The sequence below is a fragment of the Streptomyces sp. NPDC001822 genome, from assembly GCF_042892135.1.
Lineage (GTDB): Bacteria > Actinomycetota > Actinomycetes > Streptomycetales > Streptomycetaceae > Streptomyces.
Genome location: NZ_JBIATW010000001.1, coordinates 260,231 through 274,794, shown reverse-complemented (window position 1 = coordinate 274,794; position 14,564 = coordinate 260,231). Strand labels below are relative to the sequence as shown.

General features: G+C 66.8%; 9 protein-coding genes and 2 pseudogenes. 3 read left to right on the top strand and 8 right to left on the bottom strand.

Translation table 11 applies throughout. The features are described from left to right. Positions 1 to 464 precede the first annotated feature (464 nt). The gene (locus ACFYY2_RS01235; protein WP_388735369.1) at positions 465 to 998 is read right to left on the bottom strand and encodes an SMI1/KNR4 family protein; all 534 of its coding nucleotides are present in this window, start codon (positions 996 to 998) and stop codon (positions 465 to 467) included. A 65-nt stretch (positions 999 to 1,063) separates the two neighbouring features. Beyond that, a pseudogene (locus ACFYY2_RS01230) lies at positions 1,064 to 1,760 on the bottom strand (DNA/RNA non-specific endonuclease); the annotation flags it as partial. Positions 1,761 to 1,898: 138 nt separating this feature from the next. Here ACFYY2_RS01230 and ACFYY2_RS01225 point away from each other — a divergent pair. Further along, positions 1,899 to 2,748: pseudogene (locus ACFYY2_RS01225) on the top strand (IS5 family transposase). Positions 2,749 to 3,051: 303 nt separating this feature from the next. On the opposite strand, the gene tatA reads toward ACFYY2_RS01225, so the two are convergent. From tatA to ACFYY2_RS01205, 4 genes are all read right to left on the bottom strand, one after another. After that, positions 3,052 to 3,327, bottom strand: a complete 276-nt coding sequence (gene tatA, locus ACFYY2_RS01220; protein WP_388735366.1) for a Sec-independent protein translocase subunit TatA — start codon at positions 3,325 to 3,327, stop codon at positions 3,052 to 3,054. A 220-nt stretch (positions 3,328 to 3,547) separates the two neighbouring features. Continuing rightward, entirely contained in the window at positions 3,548 to 4,474 is a 927-nt protein-coding gene (locus ACFYY2_RS01215) for a DUF3048 domain-containing protein (RefSeq protein WP_388735364.1), read from the bottom strand. 555 nt (positions 4,475 to 5,029) lie between these two features. Then, the gene (locus ACFYY2_RS01210) at positions 5,030 to 6,280 is read right to left on the bottom strand and encodes an ATP-grasp domain-containing protein (protein ID WP_388735361.1); all 1,251 of its coding nucleotides are present in this window, start codon (positions 6,278 to 6,280) and stop codon (positions 5,030 to 5,032) included. A gap of 16 nt (positions 6,281 to 6,296) precedes the next feature. After that, the gene (locus ACFYY2_RS01205) at positions 6,297 to 7,463 is read right to left on the bottom strand and encodes a hypothetical protein (protein WP_388735358.1); all 1,167 of its coding nucleotides are present in this window, start codon (positions 7,461 to 7,463) and stop codon (positions 6,297 to 6,299) included. 313 nt (positions 7,464 to 7,776) lie between these two features. On the opposite strand from ACFYY2_RS01205, the gene ACFYY2_RS01200 reads away from it, so the two are divergent. Beyond that, the gene (locus tag ACFYY2_RS01200; RefSeq protein ID WP_388735356.1) at positions 7,777 to 7,971 is read left to right on the top strand and encodes a hypothetical protein; all 195 of its coding nucleotides are present in this window, start codon (positions 7,777 to 7,779) and stop codon (positions 7,969 to 7,971) included. A 309-nt stretch (positions 7,972 to 8,280) separates the two neighbouring features. Here ACFYY2_RS01200 and ACFYY2_RS01195 read toward each other — a convergent pair whose 3' ends face one another. Next, a complete protein-coding gene (locus ACFYY2_RS01195; RefSeq protein ID WP_388735354.1) occupies positions 8,281 to 8,481 on the bottom strand; it encodes a VOC family protein in 201 nt (66 codons plus the stop codon). A 263-nt stretch (positions 8,482 to 8,744) separates the two neighbouring features. On the opposite strand from ACFYY2_RS01195, the gene ACFYY2_RS01190 reads away from it, so the two are divergent. Beyond that, positions 8,745 to 9,773, top strand: a complete 1,029-nt coding sequence (locus tag ACFYY2_RS01190; RefSeq protein ID WP_388735351.1) for a hypothetical protein — start codon at positions 8,745 to 8,747, stop codon at positions 9,771 to 9,773. A 439-nt stretch (positions 9,774 to 10,212) separates the two neighbouring features. Here the strand turns inward: ACFYY2_RS01190 and ACFYY2_RS01185 are convergent, their stop codons facing one another. Beyond that, positions 10,213 to 13,896, bottom strand: coding sequence for a S8 family serine peptidase (locus ACFYY2_RS01185; RefSeq protein WP_388735349.1), 3,684 nt, complete (start codon positions 13,894 to 13,896; stop codon positions 10,213 to 10,215). Between the last annotated feature and the right edge of the window lie 668 nt (positions 13,897 to 14,564).

Sequence of the window (14,564 nt, the reverse complement as noted above, 5' to 3'; positions counted from 1 at the left end):
GGACGTGGGGGTGTGCTGGGCGTCGAGGTCGGCCCCCCGGATCCTCGGGAAAGCCCCCGTGCGTGTCGATCATGCGTTGGGCAGCTGCCATACCTGCCGCGCGGGCGCCGGTCGTTCCTTCGGAAATGAGGCGTTCTACGTACTTGTGGAAGTCCAGCCCTCTTGCGGCCGCGGCGTCTTTCCCTGCGGCAAGGAGGTCGGGGGCGAGGCGGAGTTGGGTCTGCTTCCTGTCGCTACTCATACCTCATGGCAGCTGGGTGGTAGCAGCCTTTGCACTCCCCCTGACGCGGCGCGAGCGCGATCAGCCCCTGCAGCGCCGTCACGACCTTTCCCTGTTGCGCTTCATCGCCTGGCGCAGCCCTGTCACCCAGGGCCTTGCCGTTGCTGTCCGCCACCGGGCTGTTGACTATCGCGACCTTCACCGCAGCCCCGTTCACGCACTGCGCCAACTGAATACTGAATCATCACGCCGGACCGAGTTGGCGGGATTCATGCGCACTTCGAGGGAAGAGGGACGAAAGAATGTTTGACTTGAGTTCTCCGTCGAGGGAAGAGGCGAGGAATTGGGTGCAGGACACGGAGAAGTGCTCCCAGCGGTCGCCTCGCGCCTCGTTCACCATGACGGTCCACTGGTCTGCTTCACGGCCTGGTAGAAGTAGCCAGTATAGACACTCGCCGTTGTCCGTTGTCGCCCAGGGGATGACCCGGGATCCCTCGGTCTCCAGTTCCGCGGGCTTCTTCTCGAATTCCCAGAGGTCTTCGAGGTCTTCAGCTTGGTTTGCTGCCCAGTCGATGAGGTCGTAATTGTCATTCGGGCAGTCAGGCTCTAGGACGTACAGGTAGTCGTCCCAGTTGCTTCCTCCGTAGACGCGGATCAGTTCCTTGTAGTCGGCGGGCAGCGCGATCCCAAGGTTGCGCTCGGCCTCGCTCCAATCCTTTCGACGGGGCTCACCCGGCGCCGGGACGATGTCGAGAAGTCGCGTAAGGGCACTGGCCATGGGGATCCTCCATCTAGGGCTGAATTTTGGATGTAATGACGATGAATACTGTTTAATCGCCTGTGTTAGCTACCCCTCTTCCTGTTGGGCATGAATGCCGTATTTCCCGACTCGGTTATGCCGGTACTTCTGTGCTGAGTGAACTCGAACCCGTCCGATCCGTAGGCTTCGATGTAACCGCCCGTGGGAATCGTGTCGCTCCCATCGTATCGGGGGGGACGCTGTACTGGATCGTCTCCCCGGACTCGACTGCCGCCCTGACCTGCTTTTCGATGTGCCGCATGACAGGGGAATTTGCGCAGGAGTGCATGGTGACGAAATTCGCCGGATTGTAGTTGTATCCGCCCAGCTGTGCGCCAAGGAGATGGGCTCGGTTGTACCCCTTGCCCTTCTGCCAGCCGGGGGGGATCAGGCCGATTCCGGATCGTAGTAGCGGAAGTAGTTGTAGTGGAGACCGGATTCGACGTGGAAGTACTGGCCCGGGAAGCGGAGCGGGGTGTATGCCGTGGCATCCCGGTTCCATGTTGTCGTGCCCCAGAGGGTGGTGCGGGTCCTCCAGGCCAGGCCGCCGCGTTCGTCGACGAGCTCCGTCGGAGTGCCGATCAAATCGGTGACGATGGCGAAGAAGCGCTCGTCGTCTGTGTCCATGCGGCGTTCTGTTTGCGACAGGGGGCGTTGGCCCGCATGGTTCCAGGTCAGGACGACGTTCGCCGTCATCTGCTCGCAGAGGGTGGTGCCGTCCCAAGTGGAGTGCACCGTCTCGGATGGGGACTGCCTCTCGGTAGCTCGGGGGATGCGAATCTGGCCAAGCAATGCCGGGAGGCCCTAGTGTCGTTGTTGTACGCGTCCGAGTCGGTCGAGATCAAGTCGGCTGCTCCATCGTGTGATTGCCTCGCGCACGTGTACGGCAACGCGGCCGACCATCCGGACCGGGTGCGCCGGTATCCGTCGGACGTGACAGATGCGGAGTGGGCTGCTGTCCGGCCGTTGCTGCCGGTGCCTGCATGGCTTCAGGGCCGGGGCGGGCAGCCGGAAGGCTACTGCCACCGGCAGCTGCTGGACGCGATCCGCTACCTGGTCGCGGGCGGGATCTCCTGGCGGGCGATGCCCGCGGACTTCCCCGCATGGGCACGCGTCTACGCTTTCTTCCGCCGCCGGCGTGAGCGCGGGCTGATCGCCGAGTTCCACGACCGGCTGCGCGGGAGGGTGCGGGAACATGAGGGCCGCGATGCCGAGCCCACGGCGGGAATCATCGACGCGCAGTCGGTGCGAGCCGCCGCGACGGTGTCGGCGGCCTCACGCGGCTACGACGGCGGGAAGAAGGTGCCCGGCCGCAAACGGCACATCGTGACCGACACCCTTGGCCTGCTCCTGGCCGTCGCGGTCACTGCCGCGAACATCGGGGACCGGGACGCCGCGACGGGCCTGCTGATGCGGCTGCGCCGCCTTGCACCGCGATGTCACCCTGGCCTGGGCCGACGGCGGCTACACCGGTGGCCTCGTCGACCGGGCGCGAGAGAAACTCGCCCTGACCCTGGAGATCGTCAAACGCACCGACGACATGACAGGGTTCGTCGTACTGCCCAGGCGCTGGGTGGCGGAGCGCACGTTCGCGTGGCTGATGCATTCGCGCCGCCTTGCCCGGGACTACGAGACGCTGCCGGCAACCAGTGACGCGATGATCCGGTGGTCCATGATCACCCGGACGAGCCGGCGTCTGGCACAGCCACGGGCTGCCTACCGGCACTGAACGCGCCCGACGCCTCCAGCCGGAGCCACCCGCCCCCGGCCAGACGCCGGGCCTTCGAACGGACCCCCTCTCCGGGCCAGCCGCCAGATCTCCGCGGACCCGGCACCTCACTCGGACCCGCACACGCTCAACTGAGCGCCCAGCGTGATGCACAACGCGCCGTCCAGATCACACCTGGACGGCGCGTCACTACTGGGCGAACGTTGCCTGCCACAGCACTGGCGGGGCCGACCCTACGCGCGCCCGCGCCGAATACCGCACCCCAGCTGGGGGGTTCCGACAGAGCAGCACCGCCGCCCGCCGTCAGTTGGCGCCGGCGGCACCCTGCTGGGCGGTTCGAGCCTGAGCGGGCTCGCCCTCACTGCGGATCACCGGCTGCGGCGTACGCACGGTCTCGCCGGGGCCTGCGGCGGTGCCGGACGCGCCGTCCTCCTTCATGGCACGGGCCTCACTCTTGAGAATCCGCAGCGACTGCCCCATCGCTCGCGCCGTGTCCGGCAGCCTCTTCGAGGCGAACAGCGCGATGACGACGATCGCCACGATCAGCAGGTGCCAGGGCTCCAGTCCGTTACGCAACACGTCCAGCCCGCCTTTCCGTCTTATCAAATGGGGCAGTGCACGCCGGAGGCATACAAACCAAACATTACTGCATCATGCACGTATGCAGTCGGCCGGTATCGCACGGATGCATAACCTCGCCACCGCCGCTCAGCACGTCCTACGGCACGGCAGCGTCCTTGACGGCGAGCGGGCGGTCCCTGGATCACCAGCGGCTCAGACCTATGTCCGCCCCCTCGTGTCAGTTCGGTACAAGCACGATCCAGACCTGACCGGTCGCGAACGTCATCGGCTCGCCGTCCTTGGTGGTGAAGCCTGTCGCCGACTCTGCGGTGCTCCGTTGCCATGCCGCGGCGTACGACTTGCCGTCACGCAGGACCACAGCCGAGCCGGACCCCACGGTCGAGCTGAACGGCGAAGTGTTCCCTCCTCGGTCCCGGAAGCGGGAAGGCTGCACGTCCACGTCCTGCAGGACCACTGTGGCGGCTCCGAGCCGGTCCCCTGAGGCCGTACGGGCGGGGGTTCCGTCCATGCTCACCAGCCACTTGCCCGGGTCCGTGGCCCAGGTGAAGGTGAACCGTGCCGACGGGTACGACACGGTGCGCTCGCCGACAGGGGTGCCACCCGGAGGCGGCGCGGCGAAGCGGAGCCCGATGTCCTGGGCCGCGTTCACCCCCTTGGAGGCGTACGGGATCTTGCCCGGGCGCAGGTACAGGTTGTGCGGTGCGGCGCGGTCCCCGCTGCGGAAGTAGGCGTCCGGTGCCTTCGACGGCGGTAGCGCGTCGAGGGGAGCAGCTTCGATCAGCGGCCGGAGGGCGGACTGGGCACCTGAGTACGCGAGCGTGGGCTCGTCGAACTGACGGAGCAGTTCCAGATCCGTCTCGCGAGCGCTGCGTACGGGGCCGATGACGGGCGGCAGGCCGGAGGAGTAGACGGCGAGTATGCGGCTGAGGCCTGCCTCCACCTGCTCCACATAGACGATATCGGCCTTCTCGAGTCCGGTCGGGGGCCGGGCTGCGGCTACGTTGTCGATCTTTACGGCGAGAACCTCGACGCGTGGTGGGGCTGTTGCCTTCTCGCCGCCCGAGCTGCCGCAGGCCGCGGTGATGACGAGCGTGAGCACGGCGAGCACGGCGGCGGCCGATCGCTCCGTTCTGGAGGTAGGCATGACTGCCGTCCCCTTTCGAGCCGGCGGTGGGGGGTCGGCTCATGTCTGCTGCGGCGATGACTCTGGTCGCAATCATCACGCAGAAGACCGGCCTGAGCGCTTCAGGCGCGACGCCTGAATGCCTCGGATTGCCCGACTCTCCGCCACAGGTCCCCCACGAGGCCCAGGACAGACACTCGGACGCACCGTCAACCGCCTCAATGACTTCCGGGCCGTCGCCACCCCACCACCCGCCACCTCACCCGCCACGAGAAAGACGTCTGCATCCCACTCGGAACCGTCACGCTCGATCGAGGCGGGCAATGCGGCCCGCTCGCGGTGACAATCTTGAAGACCATTCTGGTCCTTGCGTACGTCCATGCAGATGCCCCTACGAGCGACGGCTCATCCCGGGCGGCGCCTCCACGCGACGCGGCCTGCCCTCGCCCGCCCCGGACGCGGCTGCCGTCTGCCGAGCCGTTCGCCGACGTCAGGGCGTCGGGGCAGCGGGGCAGTGGGGCGGGCGAGAGCATGTGTGGTGGCGGTGTGGCCGGCGGGCCGGCATCACCGGGGAGCTCACGGTTCGGGCTCCTCCTCCACCTCGTACATCCCCGCGCCGTCCAGGAAGCGAAGCGTGTTCAGGTCACGCCGCAGGACGGCCTCCACGGGGTGGCTCAAGGTGAGAGTCGCCGGATATTCGAAATCGTAGGTGGTGGGCACGATGCGATCACCGGGTTCGACCAAGAGGCTCATGTCCCGGAAGCTCTCCAGACGCTCGACCTCGTCAAGAGCGCGATAGCGGACCAGACGTCCCGACACCGGGGAGGCGAGTGCCGCCCAGGCGAAGGCGGTTCGGCGCCGGTAGGGAGTCCCGGCGCGCGCCATGAAGCGTTCCGGCCTGAGGTAGGCGTCGGCGGACCACTCGAACTGGCCTTCTCCGATGGCTTCCTCCACGAAATAGGGCAGCCCGGAGGGCCGGGCTGCCGCTTCGACCAGCCGGGGTCCGTCCGGCGTCAGCTTGATCTCCAGGTGCGCCGCGCCGTAACGAATGCCGAGTGCGTCGAGCACCTGGTGGGCGTAGGGCGCCAGCTCGTCCACCGACGGGTCGTCCGAGCGGAGCAGCACCTGGGCGACGACCAGGTCCCGCACCCCGTTGGCGGTAATGCGGTCGGTGCTCCAGACGTCGGTGATGTGGTGGACGCCCTCACAGCTCACCGTGTTGACGATGTATTCGGCCCCGACCAGGTACTCCTGCGCGACCACATGGGTGTTGCGCTCGTTGTGGAACGTCAGACTGCGAAGGAGCGACGAGAGTGCGGCCGCGGACTCGTCCGGCGTACCGCAGAACGTGACCCCGTACCCGCCGGCGCTGCGGAGCGGCTTGACCACTGCCATGCCGCCGAGTGCCTCGTGCCAGGCGCGCAGTTCCGCCTCGTCGGCGGTTCTGATCTGCCGCATGACAGGGACGCCCTGCGCCCTCAGACGCTCGATCTGGACGTACTTGTTGCGACGAGCACTGCTGAGTGCGGTTCCGTTGGACGCCAGGCCAAGCCTCTCGGAGAGCGCGTCCGCGAGTTCCACCCCTGTCTCGCGTGCAGCCATGACGACCTGCGTACCCAGGGCGGCCAGGGTGTCGGTGAGATGGTCGAGATCGCCGTCGTTCACCAGGTACCGGGTGAACTTCGACGGGTCCACCGGTGTCACGGTCGGAGGAAGCCTGGGGGTGCTCTGGATCTGGATGACCCCGGCGCCCAGGGCGGCGCATGCGTCCCCGTAGGCGTATGTCGTCCTGAAGGCGTCCACGACCGCCACCTGCGGTTGGCTCATCTCGGCTCCTCGGGGGTCAGTTCGCGTCAGCATGGATGGACTCGATCTCCTTGCGTGCGGCCAGTAGCCGGTAGACAGCGTTGGTGAGTACATTCCGCACGCTGAATCCGGATGTCCCCGGATTGTCGCCGGTCAGGATGTTGCGCTCCCCGGACTGTGCGGCGATGGTCCTGCGGGTCATACCCCCGGCCCCCTCGAAGGCCTCCGGGATGAGTTTCCTCGTCACTCCGAGATGGACCATACGGAAGTCGGTGAACTTGTCGAGGACGCCGAGCAGCGCGGTGACGGACTCCTGATCCAGCTTGAGGCGGCCGTCGAGGACCGCATCGGTGATGTTGTCGCCCTTGGCGGAACGCCCGCGCCACTCGGCGATGAGGGGCCGGGACCACACAGGGAAGTAGGGCATCGACTGGTCGAGATAGACCTCGTACTCCTCGGTCGGCGGGACGAGAACCAGCTCGAGGAGTTGCACGCCGGGCATGAAGGCACCGCTGGCCCCGCGCGGTCCGTCCTGGTGGCCCATGTGGTACTGCCGGAAGGAGTTGAACGCCTCCTTGGTCAGTTTGCCGTAGCGGGCCATGTCGAGCCGGAAGGTGTCGAGCTTCCGGCTCGCCTCCTCCAGACCGGGCGCGAGGCTGTCCGGAGCCGGCTCCGACACCATCGAGCTCAGCAGGTCGAAGGCTGTCCGCACCGCCGGCTCCGCGAGGTGGTGACCGAGGTAGAAGTCACGTTCGAGAAGGCCGAGTTCTCCTTCGCTGAATACCCGCATGTGTCCGTGAAGTTGCCACTGCTCGCTGTTGACGTCGATCAGGAGCTCGTAACTCATGTGCGGATCCAGCGAGGGATGGCGCGCGCACTGTACGGATATGGCGTCGAGCAGCGGCTGCGGGTACGCCTCCGGGCCGGCGGGCAGATAGCCGTTCAGCATGAAGAGCAGGTCGAGTTGGAGGACGCGCGCCTCGCCGATGTCACCGAGCGGGAGAGCGTCGGCAGCCGTTTCGAGGATCCGGCACTGTTTGCCGGCGAGGTCCGCATAGGTCATCTCCTGCCGTGCCACGGCAGTCAGGTCTGCCGGCAGCTCGGAGAGGACGTATTCGCGAATTCTGAGGGCTTGTGGGAGAGCGTCCGGTCCCGATGTCGCCGGGGTGTCCTTGATGCCGGAGAAGAGATCGTCCTGCTTCATGCAGTGCCTCGATCGAGTGTGCCGGGCGGCTTGCCGCAACCTATTTATTGACCCGACAAGTACACGTGTGAGACTGATGGCCCGTCAAGTTCGATAGGTGTCATACTCGTCACTCGCTCCCCCCGGTGCGCTTCCTTGACGGCGGACTGGCATCCAGGGCGAACCCTGAGTGCCGCCTCCATGTGCCGGGGACCGTTCACGGGGCTCACGCACCCATGGGGGTGATCGCCCCGCTGAGGACGGGGGCGGCCTACGGCTGCCCGTACCACCCTGGGCTCCAGGAGCACGCGGTCGGCGAGTCTCCCCCCGACCCATGCGGCGGGGCCGTACCTGCGCGCTCGACTACACCACCAACGGCAGCGACTCGACCGGCGCGGCTACGTACGATCAGCTCACTTACGCCCAGGAGAGGAGGCGTGGCAACCTCCTGGGCCAGGGCCTGCTGTACACGCTGTACGGAACGGCGGGCACGGTCGCCACCGTGATCGCCACCCGGTCACGGCCGTAGCCCAGGCAGGTGCTGGGCGGCGAAGGCACCCTCGAAGCCGAGCGCGGTCAGGGCCCGCTCGACGCCGGGGTAGGGCATTGCGTCCGGCACGGCGGTCAGGGTCGAAGTCGATCGGCCGGCCTCGGGTTCGAGCCACAGGCGTCTTCGAGGTGGCCATTGACGGGGGGCGACCCGACTGCCGCACGCACCCATCGGTTCATCCGAATCCGCGAGCACAGGGGCGTTCCGATCGTGGCCCACGGACGTCTTCCAGGAACTCGCACGGGGCCCCGGCCTGCGCAGATCAGCAGGACCGGGGCCGCCTTCGGCTCACAGCAGGTACTCACCCTCGGAATAACCCAGCTTCTCGGTGGCAAGCTCGATCCTGAGGCCGTTGGGGTCAGCGACGAACAGGTTCAGCACGCGGCTTCCCTTGATCTCCATGAACTCGATGTCATGTTCGCGGAGACGGCCCACGATCGCGGCGAAGTTCTCCTCCGTGACGGACAGACCGGTCGACAGGGTAATCACCAGATCGACTATAGCGCCGGACGGTCGAACACCGTCGTGACACCCGCCTCGCACACCACGGGTCTGATGAATAGTCAGTGACCCTCCGGCCAGGATGCGACGCAATGCGGAAGGGCCCCCACTGGCGAGCGAAAATGCCCGCGACAGCGCGAATGATGATCATCATCTTGCAATGTATACTTGCCTCATCAAGCACAAAAACTTCGGCCAGCCCCTGCGTGAACGCTGCGCGCAGGGGCTGACGATGTTCTACGGAGACGAACGTGATCGGGAAGATCAAGAGAGCCAGGCTGGCCATCATCGCCGCCGTGGCCGGAGCCGCCATCATGATCGGCATTTCCGCGCCGGCCGCCCTCGCCACACAGCCGTCGGAAAGCAACAACTGGGCGAAGGAAATCGAAGCGAACGTCCCGGTGCGCTCCGCGGACACCATTTCCGAAGGGCATGACCCCAACGGAAATCTGATGCAGGTGTGGCGAGGTTTCGACAACAACTACATCTACGTCAGCTACAACCACCGGACCGCCGAACGGTTCGAGTCCTCGCAGTCGGGAACGATTCCGCAGACCTTTGTCGCACCGTCCGTGATCTGGACCGACTTCGGATGGCGGATATTCCATACCGGAACGGACGGACACGTCTACTACGCCGGAATGGTCCTCAACGCCTCCGGCTCGATCACCGGCTGGGGCAACTGGATCTCGATCCCGAACGCCAGCACTGCCGCTTACGAGACCGTTTCGCCTGTCGCCCTGCCGAACGGTGCCTGGTATGCGACGTGGGGAGGTGCCACAAACACCAACATCTACGGGATCTACTTCAACGGAACCACGTACGGAGCCATCCAGACCATTCCGCACGCTGCCAGCATCTCGCCCCCCACGCTGGCCTACGACCCGAGTTGGGGTGCAATGGTCGTCGTCTGGCGTGATCTCAGCAATGGGGTCGGATATGCAAGGCAGCCCCTCGGTGGTCAGTGGCTGTTCGTGAATTTGCTGCCGGGCATCAGCACCAACGAGCGTCCGACCATCGGCCTTGCGAACAACGGTGCCGGGCTCATTTCCGCACGGAACACCGAGGACAACAACCGTCTTTACACCATCGCGATCAACCGAAGCGGTTGGCACGGGACCTGGCAGGCGGAGAGCACTGGCTGGACAAGCGATCACGCCGTGCTCATCAGTGCCATCGGCTACATCTGCTACATGGTCCTCACCGGATACGACGGCCAGGTGTGGTGGAAGGAAGTCGCGAATCTGCAGGGCTACGGCAGCACCCGGCACGCAGCCTGAGCTTGCACCTGCCGGGCAGCACCCTGAGCCCTGGCCATGGAGACTTCCCGGCCTCAGGGTCCGGGGCGCGAGCCATGGTTGTACGGATCGCCGCCGTGCCGGATCGCCCCCGGCACCCCACACCCTCCGTGAAGTGCAGATGCCACGGCACGAGCTTCCCGGGGTCGCCGCAGCACCCCGTCCGATCCGCTGAGCGCCGGGTCGGACGGGGTGCTGTCGTATCCGCATATCAAATGCCGACACCCCGCTGCGAGGCGTCTGACCTGCGAGCGAATCCGTTGAAGATGATCTCTTCCGGACGCTTCGACTGCACAGCCCGCCGGGACGGCTGTACGCACGCCGTGCGCCACGGATCGCAACGACCGGACCAGGGGAGATCTGGCGGAGCAGCCGGTGTCCGATGCGTCGGGGAGCCAGGGACGACGGCTGCTCCTGACGGTCACTCGAGACCGAAGGCCCGGGTGATGGTCTGGGTGACGCCCCCGCCGTTGCGCTGCTTGGCGGTGGCCCGGATGGACACGTAGTCCGCCTTGGAGGGCGCGACCACGGTCGTGTGCCAGGTGCCCTTGTGTTCCTTCAGGCTCTGCGGCCGCCAGGTCACCCCGTCGTCGTAGGAGACCTCTAGTTCGAGGGAGGAGACCGCGTCCATCGCGTCGTCGCTTCCCGGGACGACTGGCGTGATGGAGAGGGCTGACTTGTGCTCAGCGCGTCCCGCGGGGTTCAGCTCCGTCCCGTAGTCGAGTTGAGCCAGTGGGATGGCCTGGTCGTCGGCGGCGCCGGAGAGGAAGCTCCACTCGGTGCGCGTGGTGGTGGAGTACGGAATGAAGCCGGTGTTGTTCTTCGTGTCGACGACAAGCCGGTACGGGAGCGTCCGCGACTCCAGGTCACCTACTCCGAAATCGGGCCGCGCCCCGTTCTGCGCTATGAGCTTGTCCGCTTGGTAGAGCGAGAAGCTCCGCGCCATCATGGCGGTGTCACCGCTGTGGGCGGATCCCCCGTCCCCGAATCCGGCGATCATTCCCCCCATGGCGTTGCCGACACGGTGTGGGACCTCGAAGCTCACCATGCGCGGCCGGGTGATGGGGCCGAACCAGTGTTCGCTCTGCACGCTTCCCGGACGGTAGCTCACGACGTCGGTGAAGGTGGACCAGCCGTCGATGGACGCGTACTGCTGCCACTTGACGCCGTTGCCCGCGGAGACCCAGTCGGTACGGTGTCCCGCGGCGACGGGCTCCCTCGGGAAGGGCGGAACGCGCGTCATCCCGTACCCCGCGTAGGGATACGCAGCGGGCCAGTACTCGTACGGCGGGCTGTCCTCCCGGCTCTCCCTGACCTGCTTCCCGGCGGGCGGGGCGAAGTCGTTGTCGATGCGGGCGAGACTGCCGGGATCCGTCGCCGCGGAGGGGTCGTCCGGCACGCCTCCATGGTGGTAGTCGACCAGGTCGTACAAGTATCGCGGGGTGGAATGGGCTTCAACGGTGAGTCCGGCCCAGGACTTTCCGGCAGATCTGATCCGCTTGATCAGGTCCTCGCCCTCGTCAAGGGTCAGCGATGCGACCGGGACAGGTCCGGTCGACGCTCCATCGGCGTCGCCGTACCAGTCGCTGCTGCGGCCGTCGCCGTCATTGACCACCAGGAGCATGGCCGCACCCGCGGCGTGTGCCGCGGCCGCCTGGCCTGTCGGGGACAACGCGCCGCCCCTGCGAACGACCACCACCTTGCCGCGGGCGGACAGGCCCGCATAGTCGGTGGGCTCGCCGACTCCGGCGAAGACGGCGTCGACGTGCGCGGTTCCGTCCCGGAGCTGAGCGGACCCCGGTTGCACCAGCAGGGTGTGGTCGAGGCTGTGTCCGCCGTACGTGATCTTCAGCGGGGTCTGCTTGGCACGGATGCGGGTGGTGAAGACGAAGCTGCCGTTCCTCACCTTGTTCTTGGACGGAAGCGCCCAGAGGCTGTCGTACTCGGCGGACGGCAGGAGGATCTGGTGCAGGGCCTGCCCGTCGTTGGGAGTGGGCTCACGGGAGGTGAAGGAGCGGAAGAGGTCGATCCTGCTGGTGGTGACCGTCGTCGGCCTGGGAGTCTCCACTTTGACCTGGCGGATGCGCGAGGCGTCGAGATCCACCTGCCGGTCGGACCTCAGATCGATTTCGGGAACGGTCAGTACCGCGTATCCGAGGGAGTGGGCACCGTGGCGGCCTTCCACGTCCAGCGTGGAGACCACGGTGTAGGAGCCGGGCGCCCATCGGCTGGTGAGCCTGCCGTCAGGGACCCACATGATGGTGGTCTTCCCGTCCGCACCCGTGATCTCGACCTCGCCACTGACGGGCTTGCCGGACCGGTCCTTGAGGCGGACGGTCAGGTCGTACTTCTCGGACTCTACGGAGAGACCCACGGCTGTACGCACGGCACCGGCCGCGGAGCGTGCGGTCACCTGGGCCGCGTACTGGCCCGGCGCAAGGCCTCCGGGGTCCGCCACCAGGTCGACCGTCGAGGCTCCTCGCGCGGGCACCGTGACGCGATCCGATGCCGAGGTGAACACCCCCGCGGGCGAGTGGCCGCGGTCCACCGAGAGCTGCAACGTAACGGGACGGTCCGTGGTGTTGGTGTAGGTGATCTTCCGTTTGACGGGCTTCCGCTTCTGATCGGCCGACCATCGCACGAGTCCCGCGTCCACCGAACCGCTCGCGATGACCTGGCCTCCCGAGTAGGCGGCGGCGACGTCCAGTCGACCGGTGCCGGCCTCGTAGGGGGTATAGGAGGGCGTCGCCGCGCTGGTGCTCATCAGCGTGTCCTTGATCTGCTGCCCGCTCCACTTCGGATGCTTCTGAGCCAGCAGGGCCGCCGCCCCGGCGACATGGGGAGCAGCCATGGAGGTGCCGCTCTCCGGGCGGTAGTACCCCTCACCCCCTCCGTACATGTACTGCGAACGCGCCGCCAGCACGTCCACACCGGGGGCTGTCAGATCCGGCTTGAGGCCGTCGTCCATCATGCGGGGCCCGGTACTGGAGAAGCCTGCGAGCTGGTCGGAAGAGTCGACCGCGCCGACGGTGAGTGCGGCGTCCGCGGTTCCCGGCGCACTCACACTGTGAGGGCTGTTGCCGGAGTTGCCCGCGGCGATGACGAAGAGCGCACCCGTCTCGGCGCTCAGCTGGTTGACCGCCTGGCTCAGGGGATCGTCCTGTGTGTGCCACGCCGGAGTGCCCAGACTCATGTTGATCACTTTGGCGTGCTCGGTCCGCACCGCCCACTCCATGCCGGCGATGATGCCGGAGACGGGGCCCGATCCGTTGTCGCCGAGGACCTTGCCCACCAGCAGATCCGCGTCGGGAGCCACCCCCCGCTCCGTACCGTGGGAGGCAGCGCCGGTGCCGGCGACGGTGGAGGCGGTGTGCGTTCCATGGCCGTTCCGGTCGATGACGTCCTCGCCGTCGACGAAACTGCGGGTTGCCACGATGCGCTCGGCAAGGTCCGGGTGGGTGGTGTCCGCGCCTGAGTCCAGCACTGCGACCCGCACCCCGGCGCCCGTGCCCCCGGCCTTCCATGCCTGCGGGGCACCGACCTGCGCCGTGGTTTCCGCCAGTGCGGCCTCCGCCTTGCCGTCGAGCCACACTTCGTCTACACCGCCGGTGAAGGACGGGGCGGCCGCGTCGCCGTCCGGGCTGAGACCGGAACTCACCGTTGCACGCGAGGCGTTCCGTCCGCTGAGGGCTGACCAGAAGGCAGCGGCCTTCGACCGTTTGGCCTCGACTGCCGCTCCGCGGACGGACGGAAGGCCCAGGGTGGTCTTCATTCCCGGCAGTGCGGCGGTGGAGAGCGAGTCCTCGTCGGACGCGCCCGTCCTGCGAGCGGACGCACCCTCGGAGCGGGTGATGATCAGAGGGAGCACTCCGGTGTGGGCGTCATCGTAGCCCTGGGCCACCAGCTGTGTGATGTTGAAGAGTTGCCTGTCGAGTCGGCCTGAGGCGATGTAGGGCATGGCCTCATCGGGGTACACGAAGGTGTCACCCCCTTCGGTGGCGACGCGCACCGCTCCCCTGGCTCCCGGTGCGCGCTCCACGTCCACCGAGGAACTGTTCCCGTCGGCCCGGGACAACGTCACCTTGTCACCGGTAATCAGGGTCACCGTGATCGGCGCACTCCTGGGGCCGCCGTCTCCCTCAGAAACCGCGACGGCACGGGGGGCAGGGGCTGCGTAGGCGGTCGCAGGGGGGATCAGGGCGGCGACAAGCACAGCGGCAACAGAAGCTGCGTATCTCTGAGTTGTAGGACGTCGCACCTTGCCTCCAGAGTTGACGATTGGACGAATCCGACCACCTCCGAAGGAGAAAAGTAAGATCTTGAACCAGCAGCCACTCTGGGCGTAACGTACGACCCACGTCGCTGAACGGGCCGCCCCAAGGGAGAGGCCATCACCTCGACGGCAGTGTCTGCCGGAGGGGACAACTCACCGCCACAGGTGTCAATCCGGCCGAGTTGCCCGTCGTCGCCCTCTGCCTGCGCGATACCCACGAGATACGTCAGGCGCGTCACGACGGAGAGAAGCCGGGGCGTACCTCGAACGTCGTGCCGGGTTGACGGGCATCCCCGCAGGCCGCTGACCACCGGGTCTTGTCGATCGCTCCGTAGTGAGGTCTTGGATCATCCCAAGCGAGCGTATCTGTCGGAGAGTTGGCGCGGCACAAGGGAGGAGTCGGCACACATCTCGCTGCGGATGCGGAGTCGTTCGAACCGGTGGAGGCCGATCGCGGCGACGCCCCTCTCCCGCAGCCCGTCTCCACGAAGGCTGCCCGA

Coding starts and splice junctions, on each gene's coding strand:
- ACFYY2_RS01235 (WP_388735369.1), bottom strand. CDS start 998: ATGGCCAGTGCCCTTACGCGACTTCTCGACATCGTCCCGGCGCCGGGT.
- ACFYY2_RS01215 (WP_388735364.1), bottom strand. CDS start 4,474: ATGCCTACCTCCAGAACGGAGCGATCGGCCGCCGCCGTGCTCGCCGTG.
- ACFYY2_RS01210 (WP_388735361.1), bottom strand. CDS start 6,280: ATGAGCCAACCGCAGGTGGCGGTCGTGGACGCCTTCAGGACGACATAC.
- ACFYY2_RS01205 (WP_388735358.1), bottom strand. CDS start 7,463: ATGAAGCAGGACGATCTCTTCTCCGGCATCAAGGACACCCCGGCGACA.
- ACFYY2_RS01200 (WP_388735356.1), top strand. CDS start 7,777: ATGCGGCGGGGCCGTACCTGCGCGCTCGACTACACCACCAACGGCAGC.